General features: G+C 35.3%; 26 protein-coding genes. 15 read left to right on the top strand and 11 right to left on the bottom strand.

Features of this window, described 5'->3' with window-relative positions; all coding sequences use genetic code 11:
- Window positions 1-64 precede the first annotated feature (64 nt).
- Window positions 65-769 (top strand): hypothetical protein, encoded by a 705-nt coding sequence (locus ACR9EA_RS13005; RefSeq protein WP_435133815.1) that lies wholly within the window; start codon window positions 65-67, stop codon window positions 767-769.
- Window positions 770-782: 13 nt separating this feature from the next.
- Here ACR9EA_RS13005 and ACR9EA_RS13000 read toward each other — a convergent pair whose 3' ends face one another.
- Window positions 783-1,694: a metallophosphoesterase gene (locus ACR9EA_RS13000; protein ID WP_435133812.1), complete on the bottom strand. Its 912-nt coding sequence runs from the start codon at window positions 1,692-1,694 to the stop codon at window positions 783-785.
- 19 nt (window positions 1,695-1,713) lie between these two features.
- Entirely contained in the window at window positions 1,714-2,475 is a 762-nt protein-coding gene (locus ACR9EA_RS12995; protein WP_435133811.1) for a 5'-nucleotidase C-terminal domain-containing protein, read from the bottom strand.
- 71 nt (window positions 2,476-2,546) lie between these two features.
- On the opposite strand from ACR9EA_RS12995, the gene ACR9EA_RS12990 reads away from it, so the two are divergent.
- The 13 genes from ACR9EA_RS12990 (at window position 2,547) to ACR9EA_RS12930 (ending at window position 14,961) form a co-directional block, all read left to right on the top strand.
- The gene (locus ACR9EA_RS12990) at window positions 2,547-3,065 is read left to right on the top strand and encodes a DUF6913 domain-containing protein (protein ID WP_435133808.1); all 519 of its coding nucleotides are present in this window, start codon (window positions 2,547-2,549) and stop codon (window positions 3,063-3,065) included.
- Window positions 3,066-3,069: 4 nt separating this feature from the next.
- On the top strand, window positions 3,070-3,948 hold the full coding sequence (gene dapA, locus ACR9EA_RS12985) for a 4-hydroxy-tetrahydrodipicolinate synthase (protein WP_435133806.1): 879 nt from the start codon (window positions 3,070-3,072) through the stop codon (window positions 3,946-3,948).
- A gap of 178 nt (window positions 3,949-4,126) precedes the next feature.
- Window positions 4,127-4,927 carry an outer membrane protein assembly factor BamD gene (locus ACR9EA_RS12980; protein ID WP_435133803.1) on the top strand — a complete coding sequence of 267 codons (801 nt, stop codon included), beginning with the start codon at window positions 4,127-4,129 and terminating at the stop codon, window positions 4,925-4,927.
- Between the two features lie 4 nt (window positions 4,928-4,931).
- A complete protein-coding gene (locus ACR9EA_RS12975; protein ID WP_435133801.1) occupies window positions 4,932-5,258 on the top strand; it encodes a DNA-directed RNA polymerase subunit omega in 327 nt (108 codons plus the stop codon).
- Window positions 5,259-5,269: 11 nt separating this feature from the next.
- On the top strand, window positions 5,270-6,481 hold the full coding sequence (coaBC, locus tag ACR9EA_RS12970) for a bifunctional phosphopantothenoylcysteine decarboxylase/phosphopantothenate--cysteine ligase CoaBC (protein ID WP_435133798.1): 1,212 nt from the start codon (window positions 5,270-5,272) through the stop codon (window positions 6,479-6,481).
- Entirely contained in the window at window positions 6,474-7,361 is an 888-nt protein-coding gene (locus ACR9EA_RS12965) for a DUF4835 family protein (protein WP_435133795.1), read from the top strand. The genes coaBC and ACR9EA_RS12965 overlap by 8 nt, the downstream gene beginning before the upstream one ends.
- 59 nt (window positions 7,362-7,420) lie before the next feature.
- A complete protein-coding gene (recN, locus tag ACR9EA_RS12960; protein ID WP_435133793.1) occupies window positions 7,421-9,073 on the top strand; it encodes a DNA repair protein RecN in 1,653 nt (550 codons plus the stop codon).
- 62 nt (window positions 9,074-9,135) lie between these two features.
- Complete coding sequence (locus ACR9EA_RS12955) at window positions 9,136-9,960, top strand: enoyl-ACP reductase FabI (protein WP_435133790.1); 825 nt, start codon at window positions 9,136-9,138, stop codon at window positions 9,958-9,960.
- Window positions 9,961-10,040: 80 nt separating this feature from the next.
- The gene (locus tag ACR9EA_RS12950; protein WP_435133787.1) at window positions 10,041-11,048 is read left to right on the top strand and encodes a glycosyltransferase; all 1,008 of its coding nucleotides are present in this window, start codon (window positions 10,041-10,043) and stop codon (window positions 11,046-11,048) included.
- Window positions 11,045-12,010, top strand: coding sequence for a CdaR family protein (locus ACR9EA_RS12945; RefSeq protein WP_435133784.1), 966 nt, complete (start codon window positions 11,045-11,047; stop codon window positions 12,008-12,010). The genes ACR9EA_RS12950 and ACR9EA_RS12945 overlap by 4 nt, the downstream gene beginning before the upstream one ends.
- The gene (coaE, locus tag ACR9EA_RS12940; protein WP_435133781.1) at window positions 12,007-12,594 is read left to right on the top strand and encodes a dephospho-CoA kinase; all 588 of its coding nucleotides are present in this window, start codon (window positions 12,007-12,009) and stop codon (window positions 12,592-12,594) included. The genes ACR9EA_RS12945 and coaE overlap by 4 nt, the downstream gene beginning before the upstream one ends.
- A 77-nt stretch (window positions 12,595-12,671) precedes the next feature.
- The gene (locus ACR9EA_RS12935) at window positions 12,672-14,246 is read left to right on the top strand and encodes a sensor histidine kinase (protein ID WP_435139885.1); all 1,575 of its coding nucleotides are present in this window, start codon (window positions 12,672-12,674) and stop codon (window positions 14,244-14,246) included.
- Between the two features lie 4 nt (window positions 14,247-14,250).
- Window positions 14,251-14,961: a response regulator transcription factor gene (locus ACR9EA_RS12930; protein WP_435133779.1), complete on the top strand. Its 711-nt coding sequence runs from the start codon at window positions 14,251-14,253 to the stop codon at window positions 14,959-14,961.
- Between the two features lie 238 nt (window positions 14,962-15,199).
- Here the strand turns inward: ACR9EA_RS12930 and miaA are convergent, their stop codons facing one another.
- The 8 genes from miaA to ACR9EA_RS12890 form a co-directional block, all read right to left on the bottom strand.
- Window positions 15,200-16,120 (bottom strand): tRNA (adenosine(37)-N6)-dimethylallyltransferase MiaA, encoded by a 921-nt coding sequence (gene miaA / locus ACR9EA_RS12925; RefSeq protein ID WP_435133776.1) that lies wholly within the window; start codon window positions 16,118-16,120, stop codon window positions 15,200-15,202.
- 12 nt (window positions 16,121-16,132) lie between these two features.
- Window positions 16,133-16,990 carry an ion transporter gene (locus ACR9EA_RS12920; protein WP_435133773.1) on the bottom strand — a complete coding sequence of 286 codons (858 nt, stop codon included), beginning with the start codon at window positions 16,988-16,990 and terminating at the stop codon, window positions 16,133-16,135.
- An 18-nt stretch (window positions 16,991-17,008) separates the two neighbouring features.
- Window positions 17,009-18,994, bottom strand: a complete 1,986-nt coding sequence (locus ACR9EA_RS12915) for a transglutaminase domain-containing protein (protein ID WP_435133770.1) — start codon at window positions 18,992-18,994, stop codon at window positions 17,009-17,011.
- Between the two features lie 5 nt (window positions 18,995-18,999).
- Window positions 19,000-20,367: an exonuclease domain-containing protein gene (locus tag ACR9EA_RS12910; RefSeq protein ID WP_435139883.1), complete on the bottom strand. Its 1,368-nt coding sequence runs from the start codon at window positions 20,365-20,367 to the stop codon at window positions 19,000-19,002.
- Between the two features lie 16 nt (window positions 20,368-20,383).
- Entirely contained in the window at window positions 20,384-21,049 is a 666-nt protein-coding gene (locus ACR9EA_RS12905; RefSeq protein ID WP_435133767.1) for a YggS family pyridoxal phosphate-dependent enzyme, read from the bottom strand.
- A gap of 9 nt (window positions 21,050-21,058) precedes the next feature.
- Window positions 21,059-22,297 carry a DUF1015 domain-containing protein gene (locus ACR9EA_RS12900; RefSeq protein WP_435133764.1) on the bottom strand — a complete coding sequence of 413 codons (1,239 nt, stop codon included), beginning with the start codon at window positions 22,295-22,297 and terminating at the stop codon, window positions 21,059-21,061.
- Between the two features lie 8 nt (window positions 22,298-22,305).
- Complete coding sequence (locus tag ACR9EA_RS12895; RefSeq protein WP_435133762.1) at window positions 22,306-23,196, bottom strand: 3-hydroxyacyl-CoA dehydrogenase family protein; 891 nt, start codon at window positions 23,194-23,196, stop codon at window positions 22,306-22,308.
- Between the two features lie 75 nt (window positions 23,197-23,271).
- Window positions 23,272-24,231 (bottom strand): Gfo/Idh/MocA family protein, encoded by a 960-nt coding sequence (locus ACR9EA_RS12890; RefSeq protein ID WP_435133759.1) that lies wholly within the window; start codon window positions 24,229-24,231, stop codon window positions 23,272-23,274.
- A gap of 123 nt (window positions 24,232-24,354) precedes the next feature.
- On the opposite strand from ACR9EA_RS12890, the gene ACR9EA_RS12885 reads away from it, so the two are divergent.
- On the top strand, window positions 24,355-24,996 hold the full coding sequence (locus ACR9EA_RS12885) for a protein-L-isoaspartate(D-aspartate) O-methyltransferase (protein ID WP_435133756.1): 642 nt from the start codon (window positions 24,355-24,357) through the stop codon (window positions 24,994-24,996).
- Here the strand turns inward: ACR9EA_RS12885 and ACR9EA_RS12880 are convergent.
- Window positions 24,993-25,553, bottom strand: a complete 561-nt coding sequence (locus tag ACR9EA_RS12880) for a hypothetical protein (RefSeq protein WP_435133753.1) — start codon at window positions 25,551-25,553, stop codon at window positions 24,993-24,995. The genes ACR9EA_RS12885 and ACR9EA_RS12880 overlap by 4 nt on opposite strands.
- Window positions 25,554-25,557: the final 4 nt, after the last annotated feature.

The following is a 25,557-nucleotide window of genomic DNA, read 5'->3' as shown; positions in this document are numbered from 1 at the left end:
GCATCTATCTCCGTTTTTAATCTTGTTAAGCACGTTGGAGTAGACGTCTAAAAAACCAAAAATAATGCGTAAAATACAAATTTTAGTGGGCTTTATCGTTTTGCTAAGCGTGTTGTTTGTGTTTTTTGAAATGAAAGATTTGCACTTGTCGGCAGCTATGGTGAAGGCTTTTGTGGTGCCTGTAATTACTGGAGTGTATTTTTTTACCATCAGTAAACGCAGTGCCTACTTTTCGGCCTTTTTAATCTTGTTTTCTGTCTCCGAGCTTTTAACTTTTATAGGGCCTTATTTGCCTGTTAATTGCGAGTATTTTATCGGTAATTCGTTATACCTAACGGCGTATTCTTGTTTTGTTTTGGATTTATTAAACAAGCTAAATTTTAGATATGTAGTAAAAGAATTACGGGTAACGCTAATGATTTTATTGGCATTAAACGCTTATTTATTATATGTGTTGTATACCATTGTGAGTTTGGACTTAAATACGATTTCTGTGTATTTTGAGTTTTTGTATAATGCTGTGGTGTTAAGTGTTTTAACGGTTTCTTTTTTAAACTATTTATACCGAGATAATAAAAAAGCCTTGTTGTTGTTTGTTGGGGCAACATGTTTGGTGTTTTCGGAGCTACTGCAATTTGCTTTTTTCTATATAGCAGAAGTGTCCTTGTTGAATATTTTAACCTATGGCTTTTTCGTGCTGGCTTTTGTATTTATGTACGCCTCGGTAAGTATTGGGGCAACCAAGCATTTGGTAGCTCAAAATGCGTAGTTTTTAATATGTATTATACGTTTATAGCCGTGCCATTGGCAGCTTTGTTTTTGTTGTGGTCGAAGTAAAAGTCTATTCGGCCTAGATTTACACCATATTTCCCTACTTGATTAACAAGTATATTTTGATTTTCGCTATTTTTTACGATTGTTGGTTTTGGTAAAAAAGTATGCGTGTGCCCGCCAATAATTAAATCGATGTTTTTGGTAGCTGCGGCCAATTTAAGATCGCTAACTTTATCGCTGTCGTATTTGTAACCTAAATGTGATAGGCAAATTACAAGGTCGCAATGTTCTTCTTCTTTTAAAATTCTGCTCATGTCTTGAGCAATTTCAATGGGGTTTAAATATTTAGTTTCTTTATACATGGCTGGGTCTACTAGGTTTTCTAGTTGAATGCCTACACCAAATACACCAATTTTTATATCGTTTTTTATGAATACCTTATAAGATTTGGTATGAGTGTCCATGATTGTATTCGAAAAATCGTAATTGGCAATTAAAAAAGGAAACTCTGCATGTGGTAATTGCGCGTAGAGTCCGTCTATACCATTGTCGAAATCGTGGTTCCCTATGGTGGCAGCGTCGTATTTTAATTTGCTCATCAGTTTAAACTCCAATTCACCTCCGTAAAAATTAAAATAGGGAGTGCCTTGAAAAATGTCGCCTGCATCGAGTAATAGCGTGTGCGGATTTTCTTTTCGAATACGGTCTATTAAGGTAGCTCGTCTGGCAACACCACCCATATTTGGGAAATTGGCGTCGGTTGGACTAAAGGGATCGATGTGGCTGTGTACATCGTTGGTGTGTAATATGGTTATTTTTTTTGAAGCAGATGCAGGAGAAAAAGACGATAATGTTACACCGCCAAGAGCAACTAAAGAAGTTGCTGCAGTGGTTTGTTTAAGAAAATCTCGACGTTTCATATAATCGTAATAATTTAATTTATTGTTTTTGTTGTGTAAATCTGTCGTCTATAACAGGGTTTATAGTGTCTGCTTTGGTGAAATAATCTATTAAAGCGTTACGCAATTTGTAATTTAATACATAATCGCCTTTGTTGGGTTTAAAAAAGGTCATGTGGTCGCCACCATTATATAAATAATCTATGGTGGCTACGTAGTAAATTTTGGAATCTGAAATAGGCTCGTTATTAATTTTGGCATCAATCAGTTTTTTATTTTCGTCTACAACAAGTTTAATGCCAGAGATCGGGTGTGGGTGTTTCGATTTAACCAGGAAATCTATAGCTTCTTTTACTTGTATCCCCGAAAGGGCAACAACAACAATGCTATTTTCGAACGGCATAAGTTCGTAAACCGATCGTAATGTAACATTGCCTTTAGATAAGGGGGCGCGAATACTTCCGTAGTTAGATAATACAAAATCTATAGTGTTACCAGTTCTGGACTGAAAAACCGGATTTGCCTGTATATAAACAATATCTGCAATTAAATTGCCTAAAGACGAGTTGAATTCGCCGTCTTCTCTAGATAAGGTTTTTGGGGTGTAGGTTAACACGCTATCCAGCTCTTTAGTAACATGGTCGTGGTATGGCGCTATAAAGCTGTTTAAGTCTTGGTTTACTTGTAGAGTGTCGCTTATTGGAATTTGTTGCCCTTCAATTTTAGTAAGGTTGAGGTCTTTTGTTTTACAAGCGCATAAAAGTATAAGGAAAAAGACTGTTGTTATTTGTTTAAAATTCATAATTAAACTTGTAAAATTTAGTAAGGTATGGTTGTAGTTTTTCCTACCTTTGCACGAAAGTTTAAAGATAAATGATTTTAAAAGGTTTTAAGGAAAAATCTATTAAAAAGTATTTTAATAAATTGTTAGACGATCGCGCCGATTTAAACGGAGCCAAACCTATTGAAAGTTTGGGAGTTATCGTAGATTGGGATCAGGCTGGAAACTTAGAAGCTTTCGAAACTTTAGCTAAAACTTTACATATACATAATGTGAAATTTAAATTGATTTTCTTTTCGCAGGACAAAGATGCACAGGAAAGCCTGACGTACCCTTGTTTTAATGAGAAGGATTTTGACTGGAAAGGACACGTTAAAAACACCGATTTGCAGACTTTTTTAAATACACCTTTTGACGGGTTGATTAGTTATTATTTTAAAGACGATCTGCATTTAAAATTATTAACGGCCCTATCTAAAGCAGAGTTTAAAATAGGAGTATTACAAGAAGAACCAAGGCTTAACGATTTGATTATAGCGTCAGACCCAAAAGCTTTTCAGGTATTTAAAAACGAATTGTTAAAATACCTCAGTATATTAAAAAGAATTTAAAAGCATGAACAGTAAATTAATGGGGACAGGTGTAGCGCTTGTTACTCCTTTTAACGCCGATCTTAGTGTAGATCACGAAGCATTAACAAATATTGTTAATTTTAATATTGAAAATGGTACTAATTATTTAGTAATAATGGGTACTACAGGAGAAAGTGTTACTGTAACTAAAGAAGAAAAACAGGCGATTATAAAAACAGTTTCTGAAGCTAATAATGGGCGTGTGCCTATGGTTTTAGGAATAGGTGGAAATAATACGGCACAAGTTGTAGAAGAAATTAAAGCTACAGATTTAAGTGCTTTCGAAGCTATTTTATCGGTGTCTCCTTATTATAGTAAGCCAACCCAAGAAGGCGTTTATCAGCATTTCAAAGCGGTGGCAGAAGCTTGTCCTGTTTCAGTAATACTGTATAATGTGCCAGGACGTACAGCGTCTAATATGTTGCCAGAAACTACACTTAGGTTAGCTAAAGATTTCAAAAATATCGTTGCCGTTAAAGAAGCTGGTAATAATATAGGTCAGTATTTAAATTTATTAAAAGATAAGCCAGACGATTTTTTAATCATTTCTGGAGACGACGATTTAGCTTTAGGCGTGGTTTTAGCAGGTGGAGCAGGAGTTATCTCTGTATTGGGCCAAGCTGTACCTGCCGAGTTTTCGAAAATGATTCAGTTAGGTCTTCAAGGAAAAGCCAAAGAGGCTTATGCGATACATTATAAACTAATGGATTTAACATCTTATATTTTTGCCGAAAATAATCCGGCAGGAATTAAAGCCGTGTTCGAGGCATTAAATATGTGTCGTGCAAGTGTAAGATTGCCATTGGTAGAGGCCACGCAAGGGTTGAAAGATAAAATTAAAGCGTTTGTAGAAACCCTTTAAAATAGCACTCGGGCCTAAGGTGAAATTAAAATTTTAGGCCTGTTTTTTTCGTTAGACTTTTAAACGTTAAATATTACTTAAACGCCATTATAAAGTCATTACAACCATTATTTTAGCAGAAAAATATTATTTTTAAAATCAATAAGAATAGCTTATTTTTGCATTCTGTTTAAAAACTATGAGGAAACTTCTTTACATATTTACAGCATCTGTTTTATTAAGTTCATGTAGCGAATATCAAAAAGCTTTAAAGTCTGAAGATATTGCTGTGAAATATAAAATGGGTGAAGATCTTTACAATCAAGGCAAAGCAGCTAAGGCCAATAGGTTGTTTTCGGATATTGTACCAAGTTACAGAGGTAAGCCGCAAGCAGAAAAATTAATGTATATGTATGCAAAAACCTACTACGATATGAAAGATTATTACGTAGCAGGATATCAGTTCGAGCGTTTTGCAGATTCATACCCGAAAAGTGAAAAGTTAGAGGAAGCTTCATTTTACAGTGCCAAAAGTTATTATATGTTATCTCCTGTTTACAGCAAAGACCAAACAGAAACTAAAGATGCCATAGAAAAACTGCAATTGTTTATTAACGCATTTCCAAAGTCGGAATACGTAGCTGAAGCCAATCAATACATAAAGGAATTAGACCATAAGCTAGAAACAAAAGCGTTCGAAATCGCTAAACAATACAATACGATTACAGATTATAAAGCCTCAATAAAGTCGTTCGATAATTTTATTTTCGAATTTCCAGGCTCTTCTTACAGAGAGCAGGCCATGTACTACAGGTTAGATGCAGCTTATAAATTAGCTATGAATAGCGTAGAGTACAAAAAACAAGAACGATTAGAGACTGCCGAAGATTATTATCAATCTTTTAAAAAAGGATATGCAACATCGGAATTTACAGAAACTGTAGAGGAGATGCATGCCAATATTTTACACGAATTAGAAAATTATAGCACTAAAAGTTAATATAATGGATTTAAAGAAAATCAATGCTCCTGTAAATACAGTTACGTATAACAGAAACAAAGTAGACCAACCTACAGGAAATATCTATGAAGCTATTTCTATTATTTCTAGAAGAGCAGATCAAATCAACACAGAAATAAAAAAAGAGCTTATAGAAAAACTTGAAGAATTTGCAACCTATAACGATAGCTTAGAGGAAATCTTCGAAAATAAAGAGCAAATAGAAGTGTCTAAATTTTACGAAAAATTACCTAAGCCACACGCTTTAGCGGTACAAGAGTGGTTAGATAATAAAGTGTATTACAGAAACACCGAGGAAGACGCTCAGTAAAACAATATACCATGTCTATATTAAGTGGCAAAAACATACTCTTGGGCATAAGTGCCGGTATTGCTGCTTATAAGACAGCTTCACTAGTAAGGTTATTTATAAAAGCAGGTGCCAACGTAAAAGTTGTTATGACACCTGCTTCTAAAGACTTTGTTACTCCTTTAACCTTATCAACCCTATCCAAACATCCAGTAGAATCTTCGTTTTATAATGAAGATGATGAAAATGCTGTGTGGAATAACCATGTAGAATTAGGTCTGTGGGCCGATTTATTTATCATTGCTCCAGCGACGGCAAATACCTTGTCTAAAATGGCTCAGGGTACCTGCGATAATTTATTGTTGGCCACTTATTTGTCGGCTAAATGTCCGGTGTATTTTGCGCCCGCGATGGATTTGGATATGTACAAGCACCCTTCAACCAAAGCTACATTCGAAACCTTAACCAAATTTGGTAACATTATGATACCGGCAACACATGGCGAACTTGCAAGTGGTCTGGTTGGAGAAGGGAGAATGGCCGAGCCAGAAGATATCGTAACCTTTATTACACAACACCTTTTAGGGCAATTGCCCTTGTATGGCAAAAAAGTAATGATTACGGCAGGGCCAACTTACGAAGCTATAGATCCTGTGCGATTTATAGGGAATCATTCCAGTGGCAAAATGGGATTCGAAATTGCTAAGGCGACAGCTAATTTAGGAGCCGAGGTGGTTTTAATTTCAGGGCCAACCAATCAAGTGCTAAAACATGATTTTGTAACTGTTGTTCCTGTGGTAAGTGCTCAGGATATGTACGAGCAAGCTCATAAATATTTTATGTCGGTAGATGTTGCCATTCTATCGGCAGCTGTGGCCGATTATCGCCCAAAAGAAGTTGCTCAGCACAAAATAAAAAAGGCGAGTGCAACGTTAACATTGGAGTTGGAAAAAACTAAGGATATTTTGGCATCTTTAGGAGCTATTAAATCACATCAGTATTTAGTAGGCTTTGCTTTAGAAACCGATAATGAACTAGAACACGCCAAAGCTAAATTGAAACGCAAGCACTTAAATTTAATTGTATTAAATTCGTTAAACGATAAAGGTGCAGGTTTTAAATCGGATACCAATAAAGTAACATTTATAGACGATAAAGAACAGATTGTTTCTTTTGATTTGAAGCCAAAATCCGAAGTTGCTCAAGATTTAGTACATCATATAATACATACGCTTTATGCATAAATTTTTAGTTGTTCTTTTTTTCAGTATAGCATCTGTAGCCTTGGGGCAGGAATTAAACTGTAATGTAGTTGTAAATGCCCAATTTACTGGTAACGAAAATGTACAAGTTTTTAAAACCTTAGAGAAACAGTTAACAGAACTTGTTAATAATACACAATGGACTAACAGAGCGTACAAGCAAGACGAGCGCATAAATTGCAGTATGAATATTACCGTGCAGGAGTATGCTAGCGATGTGTTTAAAGCTACTATACAAGTGCAATCGTCTAGACCGGTTTATGGGTCTTCGTACAGCACGCCTGTGTATAATTTTAACGATAAAGATTTTACATTTCGCTATGTAGAGTATCAAAACTTAAACTTTAGTCCTACACAATTTCAATCAAATTTAGTGTCGGTTTTAGCCTTTCATGTATATATGATTTTAGGTTTAGATGCCGATACCTTCGAGCTACAAGGCGGCGAACCATTTTTAACGCAAGCACAAACTATTGTTAATTACTCGCAATCGGAAAATGCACAAGGTTGGAAGTTGGAAGATGGTTTACAAACGCGTTATATGTTGGTAGATAATTTGTTTTCGCCAACATTTAAAGAGTACAGGCAGGTTATGTATCAGTACCATCGCAAGGGGCTAGACCAAATGAGCGACGATTTAAAATCGGGAAAACAAAACATTGCCGATGCGATTACTTTACTACAGAATATGCATAACCAAAGGCCAAATTCGTTTTTAGCACGTATCTTTTTCGATGCAAAAAGCGATGAAATAGAGGACATTTTTTCGGATGGGCCAAATGTTCAAGTCGCCGATTTGGTTGATGTATTAAACACCATTTCGCCAACCAATTCCAGTAAATGGAGAAATATCAAGTTTTAGTTTGATTACAAATTAAAACTCGATTATCTTTGGCTTTGTAAATTTAAAGCTTCATTATATTGCTTACCTCATTATCTATAAAAAATTACGCTTTAATAGACGATTTGCAAGCGCGTTTTAATCCTGGATTCACCATAATTACAGGAGAAACAGGTGCCGGGAAATCTATTGTTTTGGGTGCTTTATCTTTAATTATAGGTAAACGTGCCGATTTATCATCGTTAAAAGATGATGAACAAAAATGTGTTATTGAAGCAGTGTTCGATATTGCCAATTATAATTTAAAACCCATTTTCGAGCAGGAAGATTTAGATTATGACAAGCAAACCATTATACGCCGAGAGATTTTACCATCGGGTAAATCGCGAGCCTTTGTAAACGATACGCCAGTTACTTTAAGTAGTTTGCAGGTGTTGGGCGAACGCCTTATAGATATTCATTCGCAGCATCAAACGCTTCAATTAACAGACGATGCTTTTCAGTTTCAGGTTATTGATGCTTTGGCCGAAACAGAACAACCGTTAGTAAATTATAAGCAGCATTTAAAGGTTTTTAAATCCGATCAGAAAGCCTTACAAAAACTACTCGATTTTCAATCGGAAGCGAATAAGGAATACGAGTATAATGCCTTTTTATTGCAAGAACTTTTAGATGCGAAACTAGTAGAAGGTGAGTTGGAATCTTTAGAGGAAGAATACGAAACCTTAGATAATATTGAAGCTATAAAAGAAAAGTTGGTGGCCTCGCATCAGTTGTTAAACGACGAGCAAATAGGGGCTTTAGCCATATTAACAGAGGTTAAAAATAATTTTAATAAAATCGCATCATTTTCATCGCATTACAAAGAATTGTATTCGCGGGTAGATAGCAGTTTAATAGAATTATACGACATTTTCGCCGATGTTGAAGCTTCAGAAGATGCTCTAGATGCCGATCCGAATAGGTTAGAAGTGGTTAATACCAGATTACAATTATTACATAATTTGTTAAAAAAGCATTTAGCAAACAATGTTACGGAGTTAATCGCAATAAAAAATACATTAGAAGATAAGGTTAGTGTTACCGAAAATCTCGATAAAAATATTACCGAATTACAAGCTAAAATTGCAGAAAAGGAAACTGTTTTAAACCAGATAGCAGGTGATATACATCATAAACGGGTAGAAGTAATTCCAGATTTAAAGCAACAACTCGAAGTCTATTTAGCAGATTTAGGCATGCCTAATGCTCAATTTCAAATTGAGCTAGAAACTAGTAAAACGTTTTACGCTAACGGTAAAGACGACTTACAGTTTTTATTTTCGGCCAATAAGGGCGGGACTTTTAAACCTTTAAATAAAGCTGCATCGGGAGGAGAATTATCGCGTATTATGTTGGCCATAAAAGCAGTGCTTTCCAAATACATACAGTTGCCAACCATCATGTTCGATGAAATAGATACTGGTGTTTCTGGAGAAATTTCTAACAAAATGGGAGTTATTATGCGTAATATGAGCAGCAATATGCAAGTGTTTGCGATAACGCATTTACCGCAGGTGGCAGCTAAAGGCAATACGCATTTAAAGGTTTATAAGGAGGATGTTAATCAAATAACGACCACCAATTTAATAGCCTTAACGGAAGAAGAGCGTGTGCTGGAAATCGCGCAAATGTTAGGAGGTTTAGAAGTGTCGAGTTCGGCTTTAGCTCATGCTAAACAATTATTGAATTAAGTAGTATCTTTGCCTAAGTTAATTTTAGAGTAAAGTATTAAATAATATAAAAATCAACTAGAATGTCATACAATTTATTAAAAGGGAAAAAAGGAATTATTTTTGGAGCACTAGACGAAAACTCTATTGCTTGGAAGACAGCCGAGCGTGTACATGAAGAAGGCGGCGAGTTTGTTTTAACCAATGCGCCAATTGCTATGCGTATGGGGCAAATAAAAGCTCTAGCAGAAAAAACAGGATCAGAAATTATTCCTGCCGATGCTACTTCTATGGACGATTTAGCAAATCTTGTAGAAAAGTCTATGGAGATTTTAGGCGGAAAAATAGATTTTGTATTGCATTCTATTGGTATGTCTGTAAATGTTAGAAAAGGAAAGCATTACACCGATTTAAACCACGAGTGGATGGGTAAAGGTTGGGATGTATCTGCCGTTTCTTTCCATAAAGTTATGCAAACTTTATTTCAAAAAGACGCCATGAACGAGTGGGGAAGCATTGTAGCTTTGTCTTATATGGCTGCACAACGTGTGTTTCCAGATTATAACGATATGGCCGATAATAAAGCGTATTTAGAAAGTATAGCACGTAGTTTTGGTTATTTTTTCGGAAAGGAAAAAAACGTACGTGTAAACACAATTTCGCAATCGCCAACGCCTACAACAGCAGGGCAAGGTGTTAAAGGGTTTGATGGTTTTATAGCTTACGCCGATAAAATGTCGCCTTTAGGTAATGCCACAGCGTTAGATTGTGCTAATTATACCGTAGCTATGTTTAGCGATTTAACAAAGCGTGTTACTTTACAAAATTTATACAACGACGGAGGATTTAGTAACATGGGTGTAAGTGCCGAGGTTATGGATGCTTTTGTTGCTAACGAGACGAAATAGTTTAGTTATCTCGTAATTTAATATATAATTTAAAGCCACCAATTAGGTGGCTTTTTTTTGTATTTGGTTACATTTGTGTTATGGTTTTACACTATTCATTTGTTATTCCAGTTTATAATCGTCCCGATGAAATTGAAGAGCTTTTAAACAGTTTTTTAAATCAAAACACCAGTTTAAAATTCGAGATAGTAATTGTTGAAGACGGATCGGATGTGAGTTCGGAATCTGTTGTCGATGATTTTAGTTCTCGTTTAAACATCGCCTATTTTTATAAAGAAAATTCAGGACCCGGCGATTCTAGAAATTATGGTATGCGTAAAGCAACGGGAAATTATTTTATAATTCTGGACTCAGATTGTGTGTTGCCATCAAATTATTTAAATGAAGTAGATGCTAGTTTAAAAACAGCGTTTGTAGATTGTTTTGGAGGGCCAGATGCCGCAGAACGCTCTTTTACAAGCTTGCAAAAAGCCATTAATTTTTCAATGACTTCGGTGTTAACTACAGGAGGAATCCGAGGAAGTAAACATCAGGTAGGAAAATTTCAACCGCGCAGTTTTAATATGGGACTATCTAAACAAGCTTTTGAAGCTTCTAACGGTTTTGGAAATATCCACCCTGGAGAAGACCCCGATTTATCGATTAGGTTATGGCATTTAGGTTTCGAAACCAAGCTAATACCAGACGCTTTTGTATATCATAAACGAAGAATATCGTGGTCTAAATTTTATACTCAAGTCTATAAATTTGGTTTAGTACGGCCAATTTTAAATTCGTGGCACCCAGAAACGGCAAAGCTAACATATTGGTTTCCTACACTATTTTCGGTTGGATTACTGGTTTCGGTTATAGTATTGCTGTTTCAATTTAAATGGTTTTTATTCGCTTATGTTTTATACTTTGTACTAGTATTCTTATTAGCATTGGTTAGTACGAAACAAATAGGCGTAGCATGTTTAGCGGTTTGGGCGATATTGGTACAGTTTTTTGGGTATGGTTATGGTTTTTTAAAATCGTATATTAACATCCATCTTTTAAAGAAAGATGCGGAACAGGTTTTTCCAAAGCTATTTTTTAAGTCATTATGATGAAGGATTTAAAACAACGATTTTTAAAGTTTGTAAAAAGCAAAAAAATTAATGTCTTTACATTGTTTTTATTGTTGTCCTTTACCATATTAATATTAAATAAATTATCCAGAACCATAACAAATACAATTCCGTTTTCGGTGCAGCCCATTAACTTGCCAGAAACCTATGTCATCTTAAACGATAGTAGCCCTAAGTTGCATATCACTTTAAAAACCTATGGCTTTAAATTTTTGAAATACTATCTAAAAACGCCCAAACTTCGGTTAGATTACGATAACCATGACGATATAAACGATTCGACATTGGTTTGGGACAAAAGCAGTTCGTTTTCGGCCATAAATGCACAGTTCGATAAAGATCTCGAACTCATTAGTATTGCTCCAGATAGCATCAAGTTTTATTACGATGTAAACGACTCTAAAGATGTGCCTGTAGTTTTGCAAAATAAAATTACCTTCAGTCCTGGTTTCGATGTGTTAAAAGGCTATACCGTAACTCCCGATACGGTTCATATTGTCGGGCCAGAAAAACAGGTTTCTAAAATAAAACATATTAAAACTGAACCGTTAGAACTTCAAAATGTGCATTTAAATATAGATACAGCTCTTAATTTAGAGTTGCCGGAAGGCAGTGAAGAGATTCGGTTTTCACATAAAAAAGTGAAGTTAAAGGCAAAAGTCGAAAAGTTTACAGAAGGCGCATTTAACATTCCCGTAAGCGTTATTAATGTGCCGAAAAACATCACCTTAAAATATTACCCGAAGTCTGTTACTGTATTGTATTATACTAATTTAAGTAATTTTAAATCGGTGCAAGCCAAAGATTTTAAAGTAGAATGCGATTACCAAAAACAAATCGAAAACCAGTCGTATTTAGTGCCGGAGATTGTTAAAATGCCCGAGCACATTAAAAGTGCAAAAATCAAACAACAGAATATAGAATTTATTATTTCGGAATGACAATAGTAGGACTAACAGGTGGTATAGGAAGCGGAAAGTCTACCGTCGCAAAAGCGTTTCAAGCGTATGGCATTCCAGTGTATATTTCGGATGATGAAGCCAAAGCTTTAATGGTCACGTCTTCAGAAATTATTACAGAATTAAAAGCGGTGTTCGGTGCCGAAGCCTATATAAACGGTGCTTTAAACAAGCCTTACATTTCCGATAAAATTTATAATGACAAAGCCTTGTTGCAAAAAATGAATGCTATTGTACACCCTAGAGTAGCACAGCATTTTAAAGATTGGGTAAGCGCACAGCAAGCGCCTTATGTGCTAAAAGAGGCGGCCATTTTATTTGAAAGCGATGCGCATAAAAACTGCAATTTTATTATTACTGTTGTTTTAGATAAAGCTACAAAAATAGAGCGTTTATTACAGCGCGACCAAACTACCGTAGCAAAAATAGAAGCGATAATGAAACAACAATGGCCAGACGAAAGGCGTATTGAGTTATCCGATTTTGTTATTGAAAACGACACTATGGAGCACATGCAACGTCAAGTGGGGCAAATTCATAATACTATCCTTAATAAAATTAGTTAATTGGCAAATTTTAACAATTTTGTTAATGTAAGGTTAAATGTTAAAAAAGCTAAATGTTAAAATGTTAATTTTGAATGATGAGCAAGAAGTTATTCATTCTTTTGGTGCTTTTAATGAGCTTATCTCTAGTCGGGATTATTTTTGTACAAGCACGTTACATTAGTGATGCTGTAAAAAATGAAGAAGAGCAGTTTACGTTTAATGTAAAAAAGGCTTTAAGTTACGTCTCGCAAGACATAGAGCAAAGAGAATTAAACACCTATTTTAAGAAATTTCAGCGTTTAGTTGATCAAAAGAAGGAAGCCGATACGGTTGCTATTACGCAGTTATTGTTTAATCAACAAAACGAAAGTACCAACGAAGTGTTGTATTACAGAAGTGGTATTTTAGAAGAGAATTACAAATTGTCGTCTTCGATCTTTGACATAGGTTTAGATAGTATTAATATAAAGCGCATATTAAGAAATTCCGAGACCAAGGTATACAGCAGTAAAAGTGTTTTGGAGAACAATTTAAATGTTAGCCCAGTATATAGCATGTCTAGAATAGGGCGCTTTAACGAAGCCGAGAAACAAAGTTTTGAAGAAGCCTTTAAAGTATTAACCAGTAGAACACCTATATATAAGCGCGTAAAAAACGAAGATATTACACGGTTGTTAACCAAAAAACTTCACGAAGATAATATAGATATCGATTACGAATTTGCCATATACAGCAACGATCTGGCTACCAAAATTCAGAGTGAAGGGTTTGAGTTAAAAGATGATAAAACCTTTAGTGTACCTATTTTTCAGAACGAAAACAGTCAGAATAACTTTAGATTGTTGGTTAATTTTCCGCAAAGAAACCGATTCATCATGTCATCTGTAATTGGTATGACTTTATTGTCTATCATTTTTACATCCATCATTATTATAGCATATACCAGTGCCTTATTACAGCTGATAAAACAGCGTAAAATTTCGGAAATAAAAACGGATTTTATCAATAACATGACGCACGAATTTAAAACGCCAATTGCAACCATCAATTTAGCGTTAGACGCCATAAAAAATCCAAAAATTATAGACGATCGCGATAAGGTAATGCGCTACCTTAATATGATAAAAGATGAAAACAAACGCATGCATGCGCATGTAGAAAATGTATTAAGAATATCTAAACTAGAAAAGAACGAATTAAACATTAGTAAAGACCGTGTAAAACTGCACGATTTAATAGAAGATGCTGTAACGCATGTCGAGTTAATTGTAGAAGACCGACAAGGATTTATCAATTTACATTTAGATGCCGATAAATCGTCTGTTCTGGCTAGCGATACGCACTTTACAAATGTAATAGTAAACATGTTGGACAATGCCATAAAATATTCGCCAGATGCTCCAAAAATAGATGTTTACACAGAAAATGTAGGAAATAATATATTGTTAAAAATAAAAGACCAAGGTAGCGGTATGAGTAAAGCCGCCCAAAAACGGGTTTTTGAAAAATTTTATAGAGAGCACACTGGAAATATACATAATGTAAAAGGCCACGGATTAGGATTAGCTTATGTAAAACGAATTGTAGACGACCATCAAGGTCACATTTCGGTAGAAAGTGAAAAAGGAAAGGGCAGTACATTTATTGTTAAACTCCCATTAATATCATAAAGTTATGAGCGAACAACATAAGAAAATTTTATTAGTTGAAGACGATCCAAATTTTGGTACCGTTTTAAAGGATTATTTAATCATGAACGATTACGAAGTTACCCATGCCAAAAATGGTATGGAAGGTTTCGAAAAGTTTAAAAAAGACGATTTCGATCTTTGTATACTAGATGTCATGATGCCTTATAAAGACGGGTTTACACTAGCCAAAGAAATTCGGGAAAAAAACACCGAAGTCCCTATTATTTTCTTAACGGCAAAAGCCATGAAAGAGGATGTGTTAAAAGGCTATAAAGTAGGTGCCGATGACTACCTGAACAAACCATTCGATAGCGAAGTGTTACTCATGAAGATTAATGCAATAATACAGCGTAAGGCGTCCGAAACTGTTACCGATAGTAAACAATTTGAATTTAAAATTGGGGCTTTCGACCTCAACTCGAAACTGCGTTTTTTAAAGTTTAGAGATGAAGATCCTATAAAATTATCGCCTAAAGAAAATGAATTGTTGCGTTTGTTGGCATTACACGAAAATGATTTGATGCCAAGAGAATTAGCTTTAACCAAGATTTGGAGAGACGATAATTATTTTACATCTCGTAGTATGGATGTGTATATCGCAAAACTTAGAAAATATTTAAAGGCCGATGAGAATGTGGAAATTTTAAATATTCATGGTGAAGGATTCAGATTGGTAGTCAATCAAAATTCATAATCCATACATAGTATTCTAACGAAAATACAAAAGACGGTCAAAGGGCCGTCTTTTTTTGTTTTAATTGGTCTCAGTCCTTAGTTTAAACTATGCACCTTTAGAGCAAGACTTTCAGTTCCTATACATATTTTTTCGCCACGAATGCACGAATATTTGACATTGTTTTTATAAAGAATTTTAGTGTATTTGTGGCTAAGATAAATACAAATAATCGGACTTTCAGTTATAGACTTCCAGTCTATAGTGGTTTAGTTACCTTTGAGTTTAGCGTTTGTACGATGGTTTCTAGAGGGGTTAAATAATCAAACCACATAATATTAGGGTCTTTTTTAAACCAAGTGAGTTGGCGTTTTGCAAAACGCCGCGAATTTTTCTTTATTTCAGACACAGCAAAATCTAAAGACCATGTGCCGTCTAAATAATTAAAAAGCTCTTTGTAGCCAACGGTGTTAAGCGCATTAAGATGTTTTTTGTCGGCCAATTGTTTTACCTCATCAAGTAAACCAGTTTCCACCATTATATCTACACGTTGGTTAATGCGTTCGTAAATAATATTTCGGTCTGCTATTAATCCTACAGAAAGCGTTTTAAATGGGCGTAAGTCTTTCTTTTTATTTAAAAATGACGCATAAGGTTTTCCTGTTCCTATGCAAATTTCTAGAGCACGGATTACGCGATGCGGGTTGTCTATAGCGATGTTCTGGTAAGAAACGGAATCTAATACTTGTAATTGCTTCTGTAACGATTCTAAACCTTCATGCTGCAATCGGGTGTTTAAATCTAAACGGATATTCGCGTCAACTTCTGGAAAATCGTCTAAACCTTTGGTAACCGCATCGACGTATAAACCAGAACCGCCAACCATTATAACGGTATTGTGAGTGTTAAATAAAGTGGTTAAGCGCTGGATGGCATCCGTCTCGAAGGCACCAACATTATAAGTATCTGTTACCGATTTATGATGTATAAAATGATGTTTGGCTTGGGCTAGCTCTTGTGGTGTTGGGGCGGCTGTACCGATTTGCATTTCTTTAAAAAACTGCCTAGAATCTGCCGAAAGAATTTCGGTGTCAAAATGTTGCGCCAATTTAATGCTTAAGGCCGTTTTGCCAATCGCTGTTGGGCCAACAATAGAAATAAGATACTTGTTTGTTTTCAAAAAAAAATAAATTTATAAGGCTTCGCCACAATAATAACAATACTTCGATCCGTCTCTGTGATCGTGTCTTAAACAATTTGGACAAGATTGAGAGTTAAGATGTATGGTTTTGTCTTGTGTCTTTAATTTTTCAGGCTCTGGTTTTTTAGTCTGACTAGCATATTCCGCCGATACAATTCCTGTAGGAACGGCTATAATACCATAACCTAAAATCATGACAACAGCGGCAATAAATTGTCCTAAAGGTGTTTGGGGTGCAATATCGCCAAAACCAACGGTTGTAAGCGTTACAATACACCAATACACACTTTTAGGAATATTGGTGAAACCATTTTCTTCGCCTTCTACCATATACATAATCGTGCCTAAAATAACAGCCAGAATAATAACGGCAAACAAAAATACCGATATTTTAGCTCGGCTAGCTTTTAGGGCAGTAACTAAATTTTTGGAGGCTCCTAAAAAGCGTGCTAATTTTAATATTCTAAAAATTCTAAGTAAGCGTAAGGCTCTTAAAGCAACAAGGGCATGTGTGCCTGCAAAAAAGATAGAAATATATTTTGGGATGGTAGACAATAAATCTATTATACCATAAAAACTAAAAATGTACTTAAAAGGTTGCTTAACAGTTATAATTCTTGCAATATATTCTATAGTGAACAAAATGGTAATTATCCATTCGGCGGTGTTTAAAAATGTGTGATATTTTAAATCTATAGCCTTTACACTTTCTAGCATTACCAGAACAATGCTGGCAATAATAACAACAAGCAGCACTAAGTCGAACAATTTACCAGCAGGTGTATCTGCTTCGTAAATAATTTCGTGGAGTTTGTCTTTCCAAGGTGTGTTAGACTTAGTGCTGCTCATAAACTCAAAAATAGTAAACTATATTGAAACTTTTGAGTTTAAAACAATTAGAGAATTGTTTTGTATGTTAACCAGTTTGCTGGCTAATTGTTTTATAGACTCGTAATATTCTGGAGTATAAGCTGTTTCTTTTAAGCTGAATTTTAAATAAATTACAATGTTATCTGCCGCTTGGTTTACAGCAAATACCAATGAACCTCTTCCGTTAGGCAGTCCGTAATTTATGTTTTTTGGAAGTTCGCTAACTTCGTAGCCCTTAGTGTTCAGTTTTATAGTGTAACTGTAGTTGTTTTTATACCCAAAATCTATAGGATAATTACGTTCTTGTAATTGAAATGGATTGCTGTCAAAAAAATGAAATAGTATAGGATTTATGTATAACGTTTTTTGCGTAACACCATCTATTTCTTTGCTCATAGGCTCTAAACTTATTTGTGCCTGAAGTTCTTCTTTAAACGTTGCGTCGTTACGATCGGTTTCGACAACTTCGTGTTTCGTAATATTAAAATTAGGGAAGTCTTCTTTTTTCTTTTTATAATAGGCAGTTTTATCATTCAAAAAATCTTTTTTTGAGTTGTATGCATAGTATCCCGATCTAATTGTAAAGGCATCGGCAACGGCACTGTCGCCTTTAATTTCCATTTCAACTCTATGGTTTACTACCGAAGGTTTATCAACTTTTATATCAACCCAATCGCTACCTGTTTTAAAATCTATTTTACGACCATAGGCATTTAAACATCTAAAAGGCAAACTTCCAAAGGGTAAATGTTGCTCTGTTGCATCTAGCATGTAGGTTTTGTTTTGTATGCTGGTTTGAACTATTAAATAGTTGAAGTCTGATAAAACAGGATATAATTTTGTGGGGAAACCATTATTTCTTGTAGATAATAAGACCGGTTGCGCTTCTATACCCACGTCGTTTAATAAATTGTGAAGCAATATATTGATGCTGGATACATTACCAGATTTGGTTTTTAAAAGGTCTTTTACCGAGCCTTCTGTGAAAATTTTGTAATCGCCATTCCATTTATAATTGTCTTGTATATAAGCGTAAATGGCTTGTGCTTTTTTTAAAGGATCTTTTTCGTTTAAAATGCTAGCTGATAGAATATCTTCAGACTTAATCGATTTTCGTAATTGATTACCAATTTCTTTCTCGGTTTTTAATTCGTGATCTACAGCATCCCAAGTTTTAGTAACTTGGTCTATACCGCCATCAAAACGTTTTACTGTTTTTAATTCAAAATCTATTCTAGACAAGTAATTGTATTTACTGGTCATGTAATCTTCCTCAATAAAAGCGGGAATGTCTTTCATTACAAATTTAGTAATCGCACAATCGGCATAGGCGCCGTTACCTCCAGATAAACATTGCGATTCTATTTTAGATTCGTTAGTGTGTAATTTGTATGGGCCAACAAGTTTTATATTATAGTTGTAATTTCCAGGAATACTGGTGTCGTATTCGCTGTATATTTTAGGAATATCTTCTTGGAACGTCCAGCCGTGATATTTAAAGATGTAAGGAGACGATAGTTTGTAACTGTAAATAATTACACTGCCTTCTTGCACATTTGGAAGTGTGAATTTGGCAACGGTTACATTGCTAGAAACGTCTTCGTAAAAAATTTCGGAATCTTTTAAACGCGAGGCCGATAAGGCGCCACTGTTAAGATTGTAGGTTATGGCTGTTATGTCTTTTATGCGTTCTTCTTTTCCTTTAGAGGTGTAAAGCGGAACTTCTACCGTAGCATGGTCAAAGCCATTTCGGTTAAAAATGCGGACCTTTTTTTGGTATTCCGTTTTTAACAAAAAATCGTCGTCGTCTATATAGCTATTTCCGTATTCGTAAAGTACTAGCGCGTTTGCAGTAGAATCTTTAGCATAGGTGTTAAAGTCGAAATCATCACGACTTACTTTGAATTCTTGAGTGCCGTAATGTTGAGCACTTGCGACTGTTGAAATAAAGAGTAGGAGTAGGTTGAGTAGTTGGGTTTTCATAAGGTTTACGTTAGTTTAATAATTTTTAATCGTTTATGTTTTCTTAAATAACTTTGAATAACATGTTGTATGTCTTTGTTGTTATCCATTTTCGTGATTATGGATTCGAGGACATTGATGTTATTGATTTGATAGTTGAGGTTGAAAAATCCGATGCCTTGAAAGCTACCATCTTTAATATAAATGGCACTGCGTTCGTCTACATCTCTGCCACGGTCTATAATTACCATGTTTTGATGGGCATAACTGAATTTTTCGATGAGTTCTTGAACACGTCGATTGTAAAGTTCAGGCGATTCTTGACTAATACAAGCGCCATGGCAGATGTCTATTTTATAGTTGAAACAGGTGTTTTCGGTTTTTTCTAATCCAGTTAATTTTAAACATAACTGGTATTGTTCTGCTGCTTGTTCTAAAAAGTGTTTGGCACTTTGGTGGTTACTAAATGTTGTAATAGGATGTTTTCGCCCATCGGCAACATCAATTTTTAAATTTAAATACCCATTTTGGTCTGTAAATGCATATAATGCATGGGTAAACAAGGTGCGTTTTCTAGAGCGGTTAAACATAGGTTTAACACGTTTAATTTCTTCTATTTCTTTAAGTAAAGCTACAAGTTCGCTACCTGTTTCTTCATAAGTTACAGAGTCTACCCGTAATTGTAGTTTTTTAGATTTAGAATTTGTAGCCGTGAAATGCTGATTTACCCTGCGCTTTATATTTCGGCTTTTACCAATATATATAATTTGCCCGTCGGCATTATGCATATAATACACTCCGGTAACCGATGGTAGGTTGTTTACAATATCTATAAATCGCGAATCTATTTTTTTTGCTTTATAACTTTCTTTTATAGACGATTGTATAATGTGTTTTGCCGAGTCTTTGGTTTGTAATAATTTAAAAAGTTTTACTGTAGCCAAGGCATCTCCATTAGCACGGTGTCTGTCTGTAACAGGAATGCCAAGCGAGCGTACTAATTTCCCTAGACTGTAGGAGGCCTGGTTTGGTATAAGGTCTTTTGCTAATTCTACCGTACAAAGACTTTTGCGTTTAAAATCGTAACCTAAGCGTTTAAATTCGGTTCTTAGAATTCTGTAGTCAAATTCGGCATTATGGGCAACAATTATGCAGTCTTCGGTAAGTTCTATTATGCGCTTTGCAACCTCGTAAAATTTAGGCGCACTTTTAAGCATGTTGTTATTAATGCCTGTTAGATTTACAACAAAAGGCTGAATTTCCCGCTCTGGGTTTACGAGTGTAATAAATTGGTCTATTACTTTATGGCCATCGTATTTATAGATAGCAATTTCGGTAATGCCTTCTTCATTAAATTTACCACCAGTGGTTTCTATGTCTAATATTGCGTAAATAATTGGCTAATAAAAATTAATAATTTCTTGCTCCAAAAATAGTGCTCCCAATGCGTACCATAGTGCTTCCGCAATGTATTGCCAAAGCATAATCGCCGCTCATACCCATAGAAATTACTTTAAACTGAGAGTTTGTTTCTGGTAAAGCTCCTAAGGTATTAAAAATAGTTTTTAATTGCGAAAATTCGGTTTTTATTTGCGATTCGTTTTCGGTAAATGTGGCCATGCCCATAACACCCAAAAGGTTAATGTTTTGTAATTTGGCAAAGGTGTCCGATTGAAGTATTTGTATGGCTTCTTGCTCGGTCATACCAAATTTAGTGTCTTCGTCGGCAATTTTTATTTGTAATAAACACCCAATAATTCTGTTGTGTTTTTTGGCCTGTTTATTAATTTCCAGAAGTAGTTTTTCGTTGTCTACGCCATGAATTAAATCTACAAAAGCAGCCATGTATTTTACTTTGTTTCGCTGTACGTGGCCAATCATGTGCCATTTAATATCTTTAGGCAATTGTTCGTGTTTTTCGACCATTTCCTGAATTTTATTTTCTCCAAAAATGCGCTGCCCAGCTTGGTAGGCTTCAAGAATATCGCTTACCGGTTTGGTTTTGGAAACAGCAACTAAAGTAACGTGTTCTGGTAATGTAGATTGGATATGTTGTAAGTTTTCTTTTATGGACATAGCAATGTGTTAAAATTCAAAAATGGTAATACCACTTCTTAGTTTAGGTTCTATATACGTGCTTTTTGGTGGCATTTGTAAGCCTTCGTCTGCAATTTGTTTTATTTGGTTTGTTGTTGCTGCTAACATACTAAAACCTACTTTATAATCACCGGTGTCTACTTTGCTTTTTATATCTAAAAATCCGTTTTTACCGGTACTGTATGTTATGCGTTTGTCTTGGCGTAAATTTGAAATACCCAAAATGGGTTTTAAAATGGTTTTGTAAAGAATGTAAGCATCTAATTGGTCTAATGCGGTTTTAAATGTATAGGCCGTTTTTCTTAAATATAACGAGTAAAAATCGCCATTTAAGTACATGCTAAAATGATGAGGTTTACTAGGTTTGTAAGGCGTGTTTCCTCTGTTTTCTATTCTGAAATAGGTATCTAATTGAATTAAAAACGATTCAGGATTAAGTCCGTTTAAGTCTGAAACTAATCGGTTAAATTCGTAAACTCTTAAGTCTGATTCAGGAATCAGATAAGTCATGAAAAAATTGTAGTTTTCAGTTCCAGTGTGATTGTTATTTTTCGATTTTTCTTCTAAATATAACATGTAAGACGATGCGCAGCGGTGGTGACCATCTGCAATGTACACACTAGGTATAGCTTTAAAAATAGCTTGTATTGTATTGCAGATTACAGCATTGTTTACTGGCCAAAGGTAATGTGTGTCTTTAGTAGTTGTAGTAAATTCAAAATCTGCACGGTCTTGTTTTACCTGAGTTATAATCTCTTTAAGCTTTGGGTTGTCTGGATATGTTAGTAAAACAGGTTCGGCATTAAATCGTACCGCTTTTAGGTAATCTTTAAAAATAATCTCGCGAAACGCTAGAGTGCTTTCGTGCTTTTTTATAATGTTGTTCTGATAATCTTCTGCACTTGCTGCTGCAATTATACCGTTACATTCTTGCCCATCTCTATCTACAATACAATATACATAATAACTTGGTGTTTGGTCTTGAACAAAAATATGTTCTTCCTTAAACTCTAAATATCTGTTTTTAACGAGTGCATATCTTGCCTTACCAGAAATTTCTTTGTGAAATTTATATCCAGGATTTATAATGTGTAAGAATGAATACGGATTGGTATTTAACCTGGCGTCCCTTTGCTCGGCAGTGTAGGCGTCGTAAGCGCGCGAAGCGACTAGACTTACTTTATCGCGCGTTGGCCTTACTGCTTTAAAAGGAATTATGTTAGCCATGTTACCTGTTATTTTAAAAACTGCTGGGCAACGGTTTCAGCCTTTTTGCTTTGCGAATAATCGTAAAAACCTTCTCCAGATTTTACACCTAATTTGCCTGCATGCACCATATTTACAAGTAAAGGGCAAGGGGCATATTTTGGGTTTTTAAATCCGTCGTACATTACATTTAAAATAGAAAGGCATACATCTAGACCAATAAAATCGGCCAATTGTAACGGTCCCATGGGGTGAGCCATACCAAGTTTCATTACGGTATCTATTTCGGTAACACCGGCAACGCCATTGTATAATGTTTCTATAGATTCGTTAAGCATGGGCATTAAAATTCTATTGGCTACAAACCCAGGGTAATCATTTACTTCTACTGGAATCTTGTCTAGAGTTTTGGAAAGTTCCATTATGGTTTTAGTAACCTGATCGCTGGTGTTGTAGCCACGAATAATTTCTACCAGTTTCATAATAGGCACCGGATTCATAAAATGCATACCAATAACCTTATCTGGTCTGCTTGTGGCGGCAGCAATTTGGGTTATGGAAATAGATGACGTATTGGTAGCTAATATGGTGTGTTTTGGGCAACAATCGTCTAGTTGTTTAAAGATGCTTAGTTTTAAATTGCTGTTTTCGGTAGCGGCTTCAACTACAAGATCGGCTGTTTTTACACCTTCGGAAAGATTGGTGAAGGTTGTAATGTTGTTAAGGGTTTGCGTTTTTTCGGCTTCCGAAATAACCGCTTTACTAAGCATACGGTCCAGATTTTTTGTTATGGTGGCAAGTCCTTGTTCTAAGGCTTTTTCGTTTAAATCAATCAACAGAACATTAAATCCGCTTTGTGCAAATGTATGGGCGATACCATTACCCATAGTGCCAGCACCTATAACTGCAATATTTTTCATGGTTAAAGTTTGTAAACGCATTTGTGTTAAGCAACACGGGAAAATGCTTTAAATTAGTATGTTTGTTTTGTGTTTTTAAAATTGTGTTATAATCATATTCGCTACGCGCAAGGCTTCTGTGCCATCGTGTAATGTTACAACAGGTTTTGTATTGGTGTTAATGGCATTGGCAAACGATTCCAGTTCGTCTAAAATGGCATTATTATTTTCAATTTGTGGATTGGCAAAATAAATTTGTTTTTTAACGCCTTCTGCATTTTGTAAAATCATGTCGAAATCGCCTGGTGTTTTAGGTGCGTCTTTCATTTTAACAACTTCACATTTTTTTTCTAAGAAATCTACCGAAATGTAAGCGTCTTTTTGAAAGAATCTTGTTTTGCGCATGTTTTTTAAAGAAATTCTGCTAGCGGTAAGATTGGCCACACAACCATTTACAAACTCAATTCTGGCGTTGGCAATATCTGGTGTGTCGCTAATTACAGATACACCACTGGCACTAATGTGTTTAACTTTAGATTGTACAACGCTTAAAATAATATCTATATCGTGAATCATTAAATCTAACACCACAGGAACGTCTGTGCCTCTGGGATTAAATTCTGCAAGACGATGACATTCTATAAACATAGGGTTGTGCAAAAGATCTTTTACGGCATTAAAGGCAGGATTAAAACGTTCTACATGACCTACTTGGCCTTTTACGCCGTATTCGGCAACTAAAGTGCGCAAGGCTTCGGCTTCTTCGACGGTATTGGTTATGGGTTTTTCTATAAAAATATGTTTGCCTTTGGCAATGGCTTTTTTAGCACATTCGTAGTGCGATAGGGTTGGGGTTACAATGTCTACAACATCTACAGCGTCTATCAATTCGTCTAAATCTGAATAAAATGTATATCCAAATTCAGCTTCAACTTTTTTGGCATTGGCAGGGTCGGCATCGTGGAATCCGACAAGTTCGTATTCATTAGATTGTTTTAAAAGTCTTAAATGAATTTTTCCTAGGTGGCCAGCACCAAGAACAGCAGCTTTTAACATTGTAATAGGGTTTTTAACAAAAATAAGATTTTTTCTGTGTTTTAAATGCCAATTAAAATTTAAAAAAAGATTTACTTTTGCAGCACTAACATATTCTATAAAACCTACAAATACACTTGCCTTTTGAAAGATACTTTTAAACATCAAGGAATGCGCCAGCAATTGGTAAACACAATTAAAAGCAAAGGAATTTCTGATCCTGCGGTTTTAAAAACTATAGGGCATATTCCTAGACATTTGTTTATGGATTCTAGTTTTTTAGATCATGCTTATCAAGATAAAGCGTTTCCTATTGCTGCCGATCAGACTATTTCCCAACCTTATACAGTAGCTTTTCAAACCGAATTGTTAAAGCTAGCTCCCGAAGCGAAAATTCTGGAAATAGGTACGGGTAGTGGGTATCAAACTGCGGTGTTGTGCGAGTTAGGTGCTAAGGTTTACAGCATAGAACGACAACAGGAATTGTTTAAAAAAACCAGTAAGTTTCTTCCTAAGTTAGGTTACAGACCAAGAAAATTAATTTTTGGCGATGGCTATAAGGGAATGCCTGAAGAAGCACCATTCGACGGTATTATTGTAACGGCGGGAGCGCCATATGTGCCAACACCATTATTGAGTCAGTTAAAAATTGGTGGGCGATTGGTTATCCCTGTTGGCGATGATGTACAAGTCATGACCCTTTTTGTGCGAAAAGGCCCGAAAGCCTTCGAGAAGCACGAGTTTGGAGAATTCAGATTTGTACCTTTGTTAGAAGATAAGAACTAAAAATCGTCGTCTTGTGGTAAGTATTCCTCTGGAATAGGGTTTTCTGGCGATTCGTTAGTCCAAGCTAAATTTAAAATCCACCAACGGTTACCATCATTCATAAGCTGAATGCTATTGATGCCTTTAGAAAAAGGCGATTTATCTTTTGTAGAATGGTAGGCTTCAAAAGTGCTGAACACTTGAGTGATGGCACCGTAATTATGAACGATACGGTGAATTTCGCGTTCGTGAAATCCGTTTTTCAACATCCAATTTTTTGAAGCTTTTACATAATCTTTAGGCGTCATGTATTTGGCCTGCATTTTATTTTCGAAGTTGACTCCTGTAGTAATAAGCTGTGCTTCTGGAGCAAACAAAAAGTAAAATAAATCCCAATCGCGCTTTTCTTTTTTATCGCCAGAAATCACCAAATACAGCGTGCCAATGGTAGACTCTAATGATTTAACCAAAGGGGTGTAATCTGTAGCTTGTATTTTTACCTCTTCGCCTTTTTTTTGAGAATAACCAAAGGCAGTAATACACAAACTGAAGCTTAAAAATAATGCAAAGGCTTTCATGGTA

The sequence above is a fragment of the Formosa sp. A9 genome, assembly GCF_051200825.1.
Taxonomy (GTDB): domain Bacteria; phylum Bacteroidota; class Bacteroidia; order Flavobacteriales; family Flavobacteriaceae; genus Formosa.
This window is presented reverse-complemented; position numbering and strand designations above follow the sequence as displayed.

What these genes read in the sequence shown, in the direction of transcription:
- ACR9EA_RS13005 (WP_435133815.1), top strand. Translation starts at nt 65, where the DNA reads ATGCGTAAAATACAAATTTTAGTGGGCTTTATCGTTTTGCTAAGCGTG.
- ACR9EA_RS13000 (WP_435133812.1), bottom strand. Translation starts at nt 1,694, where the DNA reads ATGAAACGTCGAGATTTTCTTAAACAAACCACTGCAGCAACTTCTTTA.
- ACR9EA_RS12995 (WP_435133811.1), bottom strand. Translation starts at nt 2,475, where the DNA reads ATGAATTTTAAACAAATAACAACAGTCTTTTTCCTTATACTTTTATGC.
- ACR9EA_RS12990 (WP_435133808.1), top strand. Translation starts at nt 2,547, where the DNA reads ATGATTTTAAAAGGTTTTAAGGAAAAATCTATTAAAAAGTATTTTAAT.
- dapA (WP_435133806.1), top strand. Translation starts at nt 3,070, where the DNA reads ATGAACAGTAAATTAATGGGGACAGGTGTAGCGCTTGTTACTCCTTTT.
- ACR9EA_RS12980 (WP_435133803.1), top strand. Translation starts at nt 4,127, where the DNA reads ATGAGGAAACTTCTTTACATATTTACAGCATCTGTTTTATTAAGTTCA.
- ACR9EA_RS12975 (WP_435133801.1), top strand. Translation starts at nt 4,932, where the DNA reads ATGGATTTAAAGAAAATCAATGCTCCTGTAAATACAGTTACGTATAAC.
- coaBC (WP_435133798.1), top strand. Translation starts at nt 5,270, where the DNA reads ATGTCTATATTAAGTGGCAAAAACATACTCTTGGGCATAAGTGCCGGT.
- ACR9EA_RS12965 (WP_435133795.1), top strand. Translation starts at nt 6,474, where the DNA reads ATGCATAAATTTTTAGTTGTTCTTTTTTTCAGTATAGCATCTGTAGCC.
- ACR9EA_RS12955 (WP_435133790.1), top strand. Translation starts at nt 9,136, where the DNA reads ATGTCATACAATTTATTAAAAGGGAAAAAAGGAATTATTTTTGGAGCA.
- ACR9EA_RS12950 (WP_435133787.1), top strand. Translation starts at nt 10,041, where the DNA reads ATGGTTTTACACTATTCATTTGTTATTCCAGTTTATAATCGTCCCGAT.
- ACR9EA_RS12945 (WP_435133784.1), top strand. Translation starts at nt 11,045, where the DNA reads ATGATGAAGGATTTAAAACAACGATTTTTAAAGTTTGTAAAAAGCAAA.
- coaE (WP_435133781.1), top strand. Translation starts at nt 12,007, where the DNA reads ATGACAATAGTAGGACTAACAGGTGGTATAGGAAGCGGAAAGTCTACC.
- ACR9EA_RS12935 (WP_435139885.1), top strand. Translation starts at nt 12,672, where the DNA reads ATGAGCAAGAAGTTATTCATTCTTTTGGTGCTTTTAATGAGCTTATCT.
- ACR9EA_RS12930 (WP_435133779.1), top strand. Translation starts at nt 14,251, where the DNA reads ATGAGCGAACAACATAAGAAAATTTTATTAGTTGAAGACGATCCAAAT.
- ACR9EA_RS12920 (WP_435133773.1), bottom strand. Translation starts at nt 16,990, where the DNA reads ATGAGCAGCACTAAGTCTAACACACCTTGGAAAGACAAACTCCACGAA.
- ACR9EA_RS12915 (WP_435133770.1), bottom strand. Translation starts at nt 18,994, where the DNA reads ATGAAAACCCAACTACTCAACCTACTCCTACTCTTTATTTCAACAGTC.
- ACR9EA_RS12905 (WP_435133767.1), bottom strand. Translation starts at nt 21,049, where the DNA reads ATGTCCATAAAAGAAAACTTACAACATATCCAATCTACATTACCAGAA.
- ACR9EA_RS12900 (WP_435133764.1), bottom strand. Translation starts at nt 22,297, where the DNA reads ATGGCTAACATAATTCCTTTTAAAGCAGTAAGGCCAACGCGCGATAAA.
- ACR9EA_RS12895 (WP_435133762.1), bottom strand. Translation starts at nt 23,196, where the DNA reads ATGAAAAATATTGCAGTTATAGGTGCTGGCACTATGGGTAATGGTATC.
- ACR9EA_RS12890 (WP_435133759.1), bottom strand. Translation starts at nt 24,231, where the DNA reads ATGTTAAAAGCTGCTGTTCTTGGTGCTGGCCACCTAGGAAAAATTCAT.
- ACR9EA_RS12880 (WP_435133753.1), bottom strand. Translation starts at nt 25,553, where the DNA reads ATGAAAGCCTTTGCATTATTTTTAAGCTTCAGTTTGTGTATTACTGCC.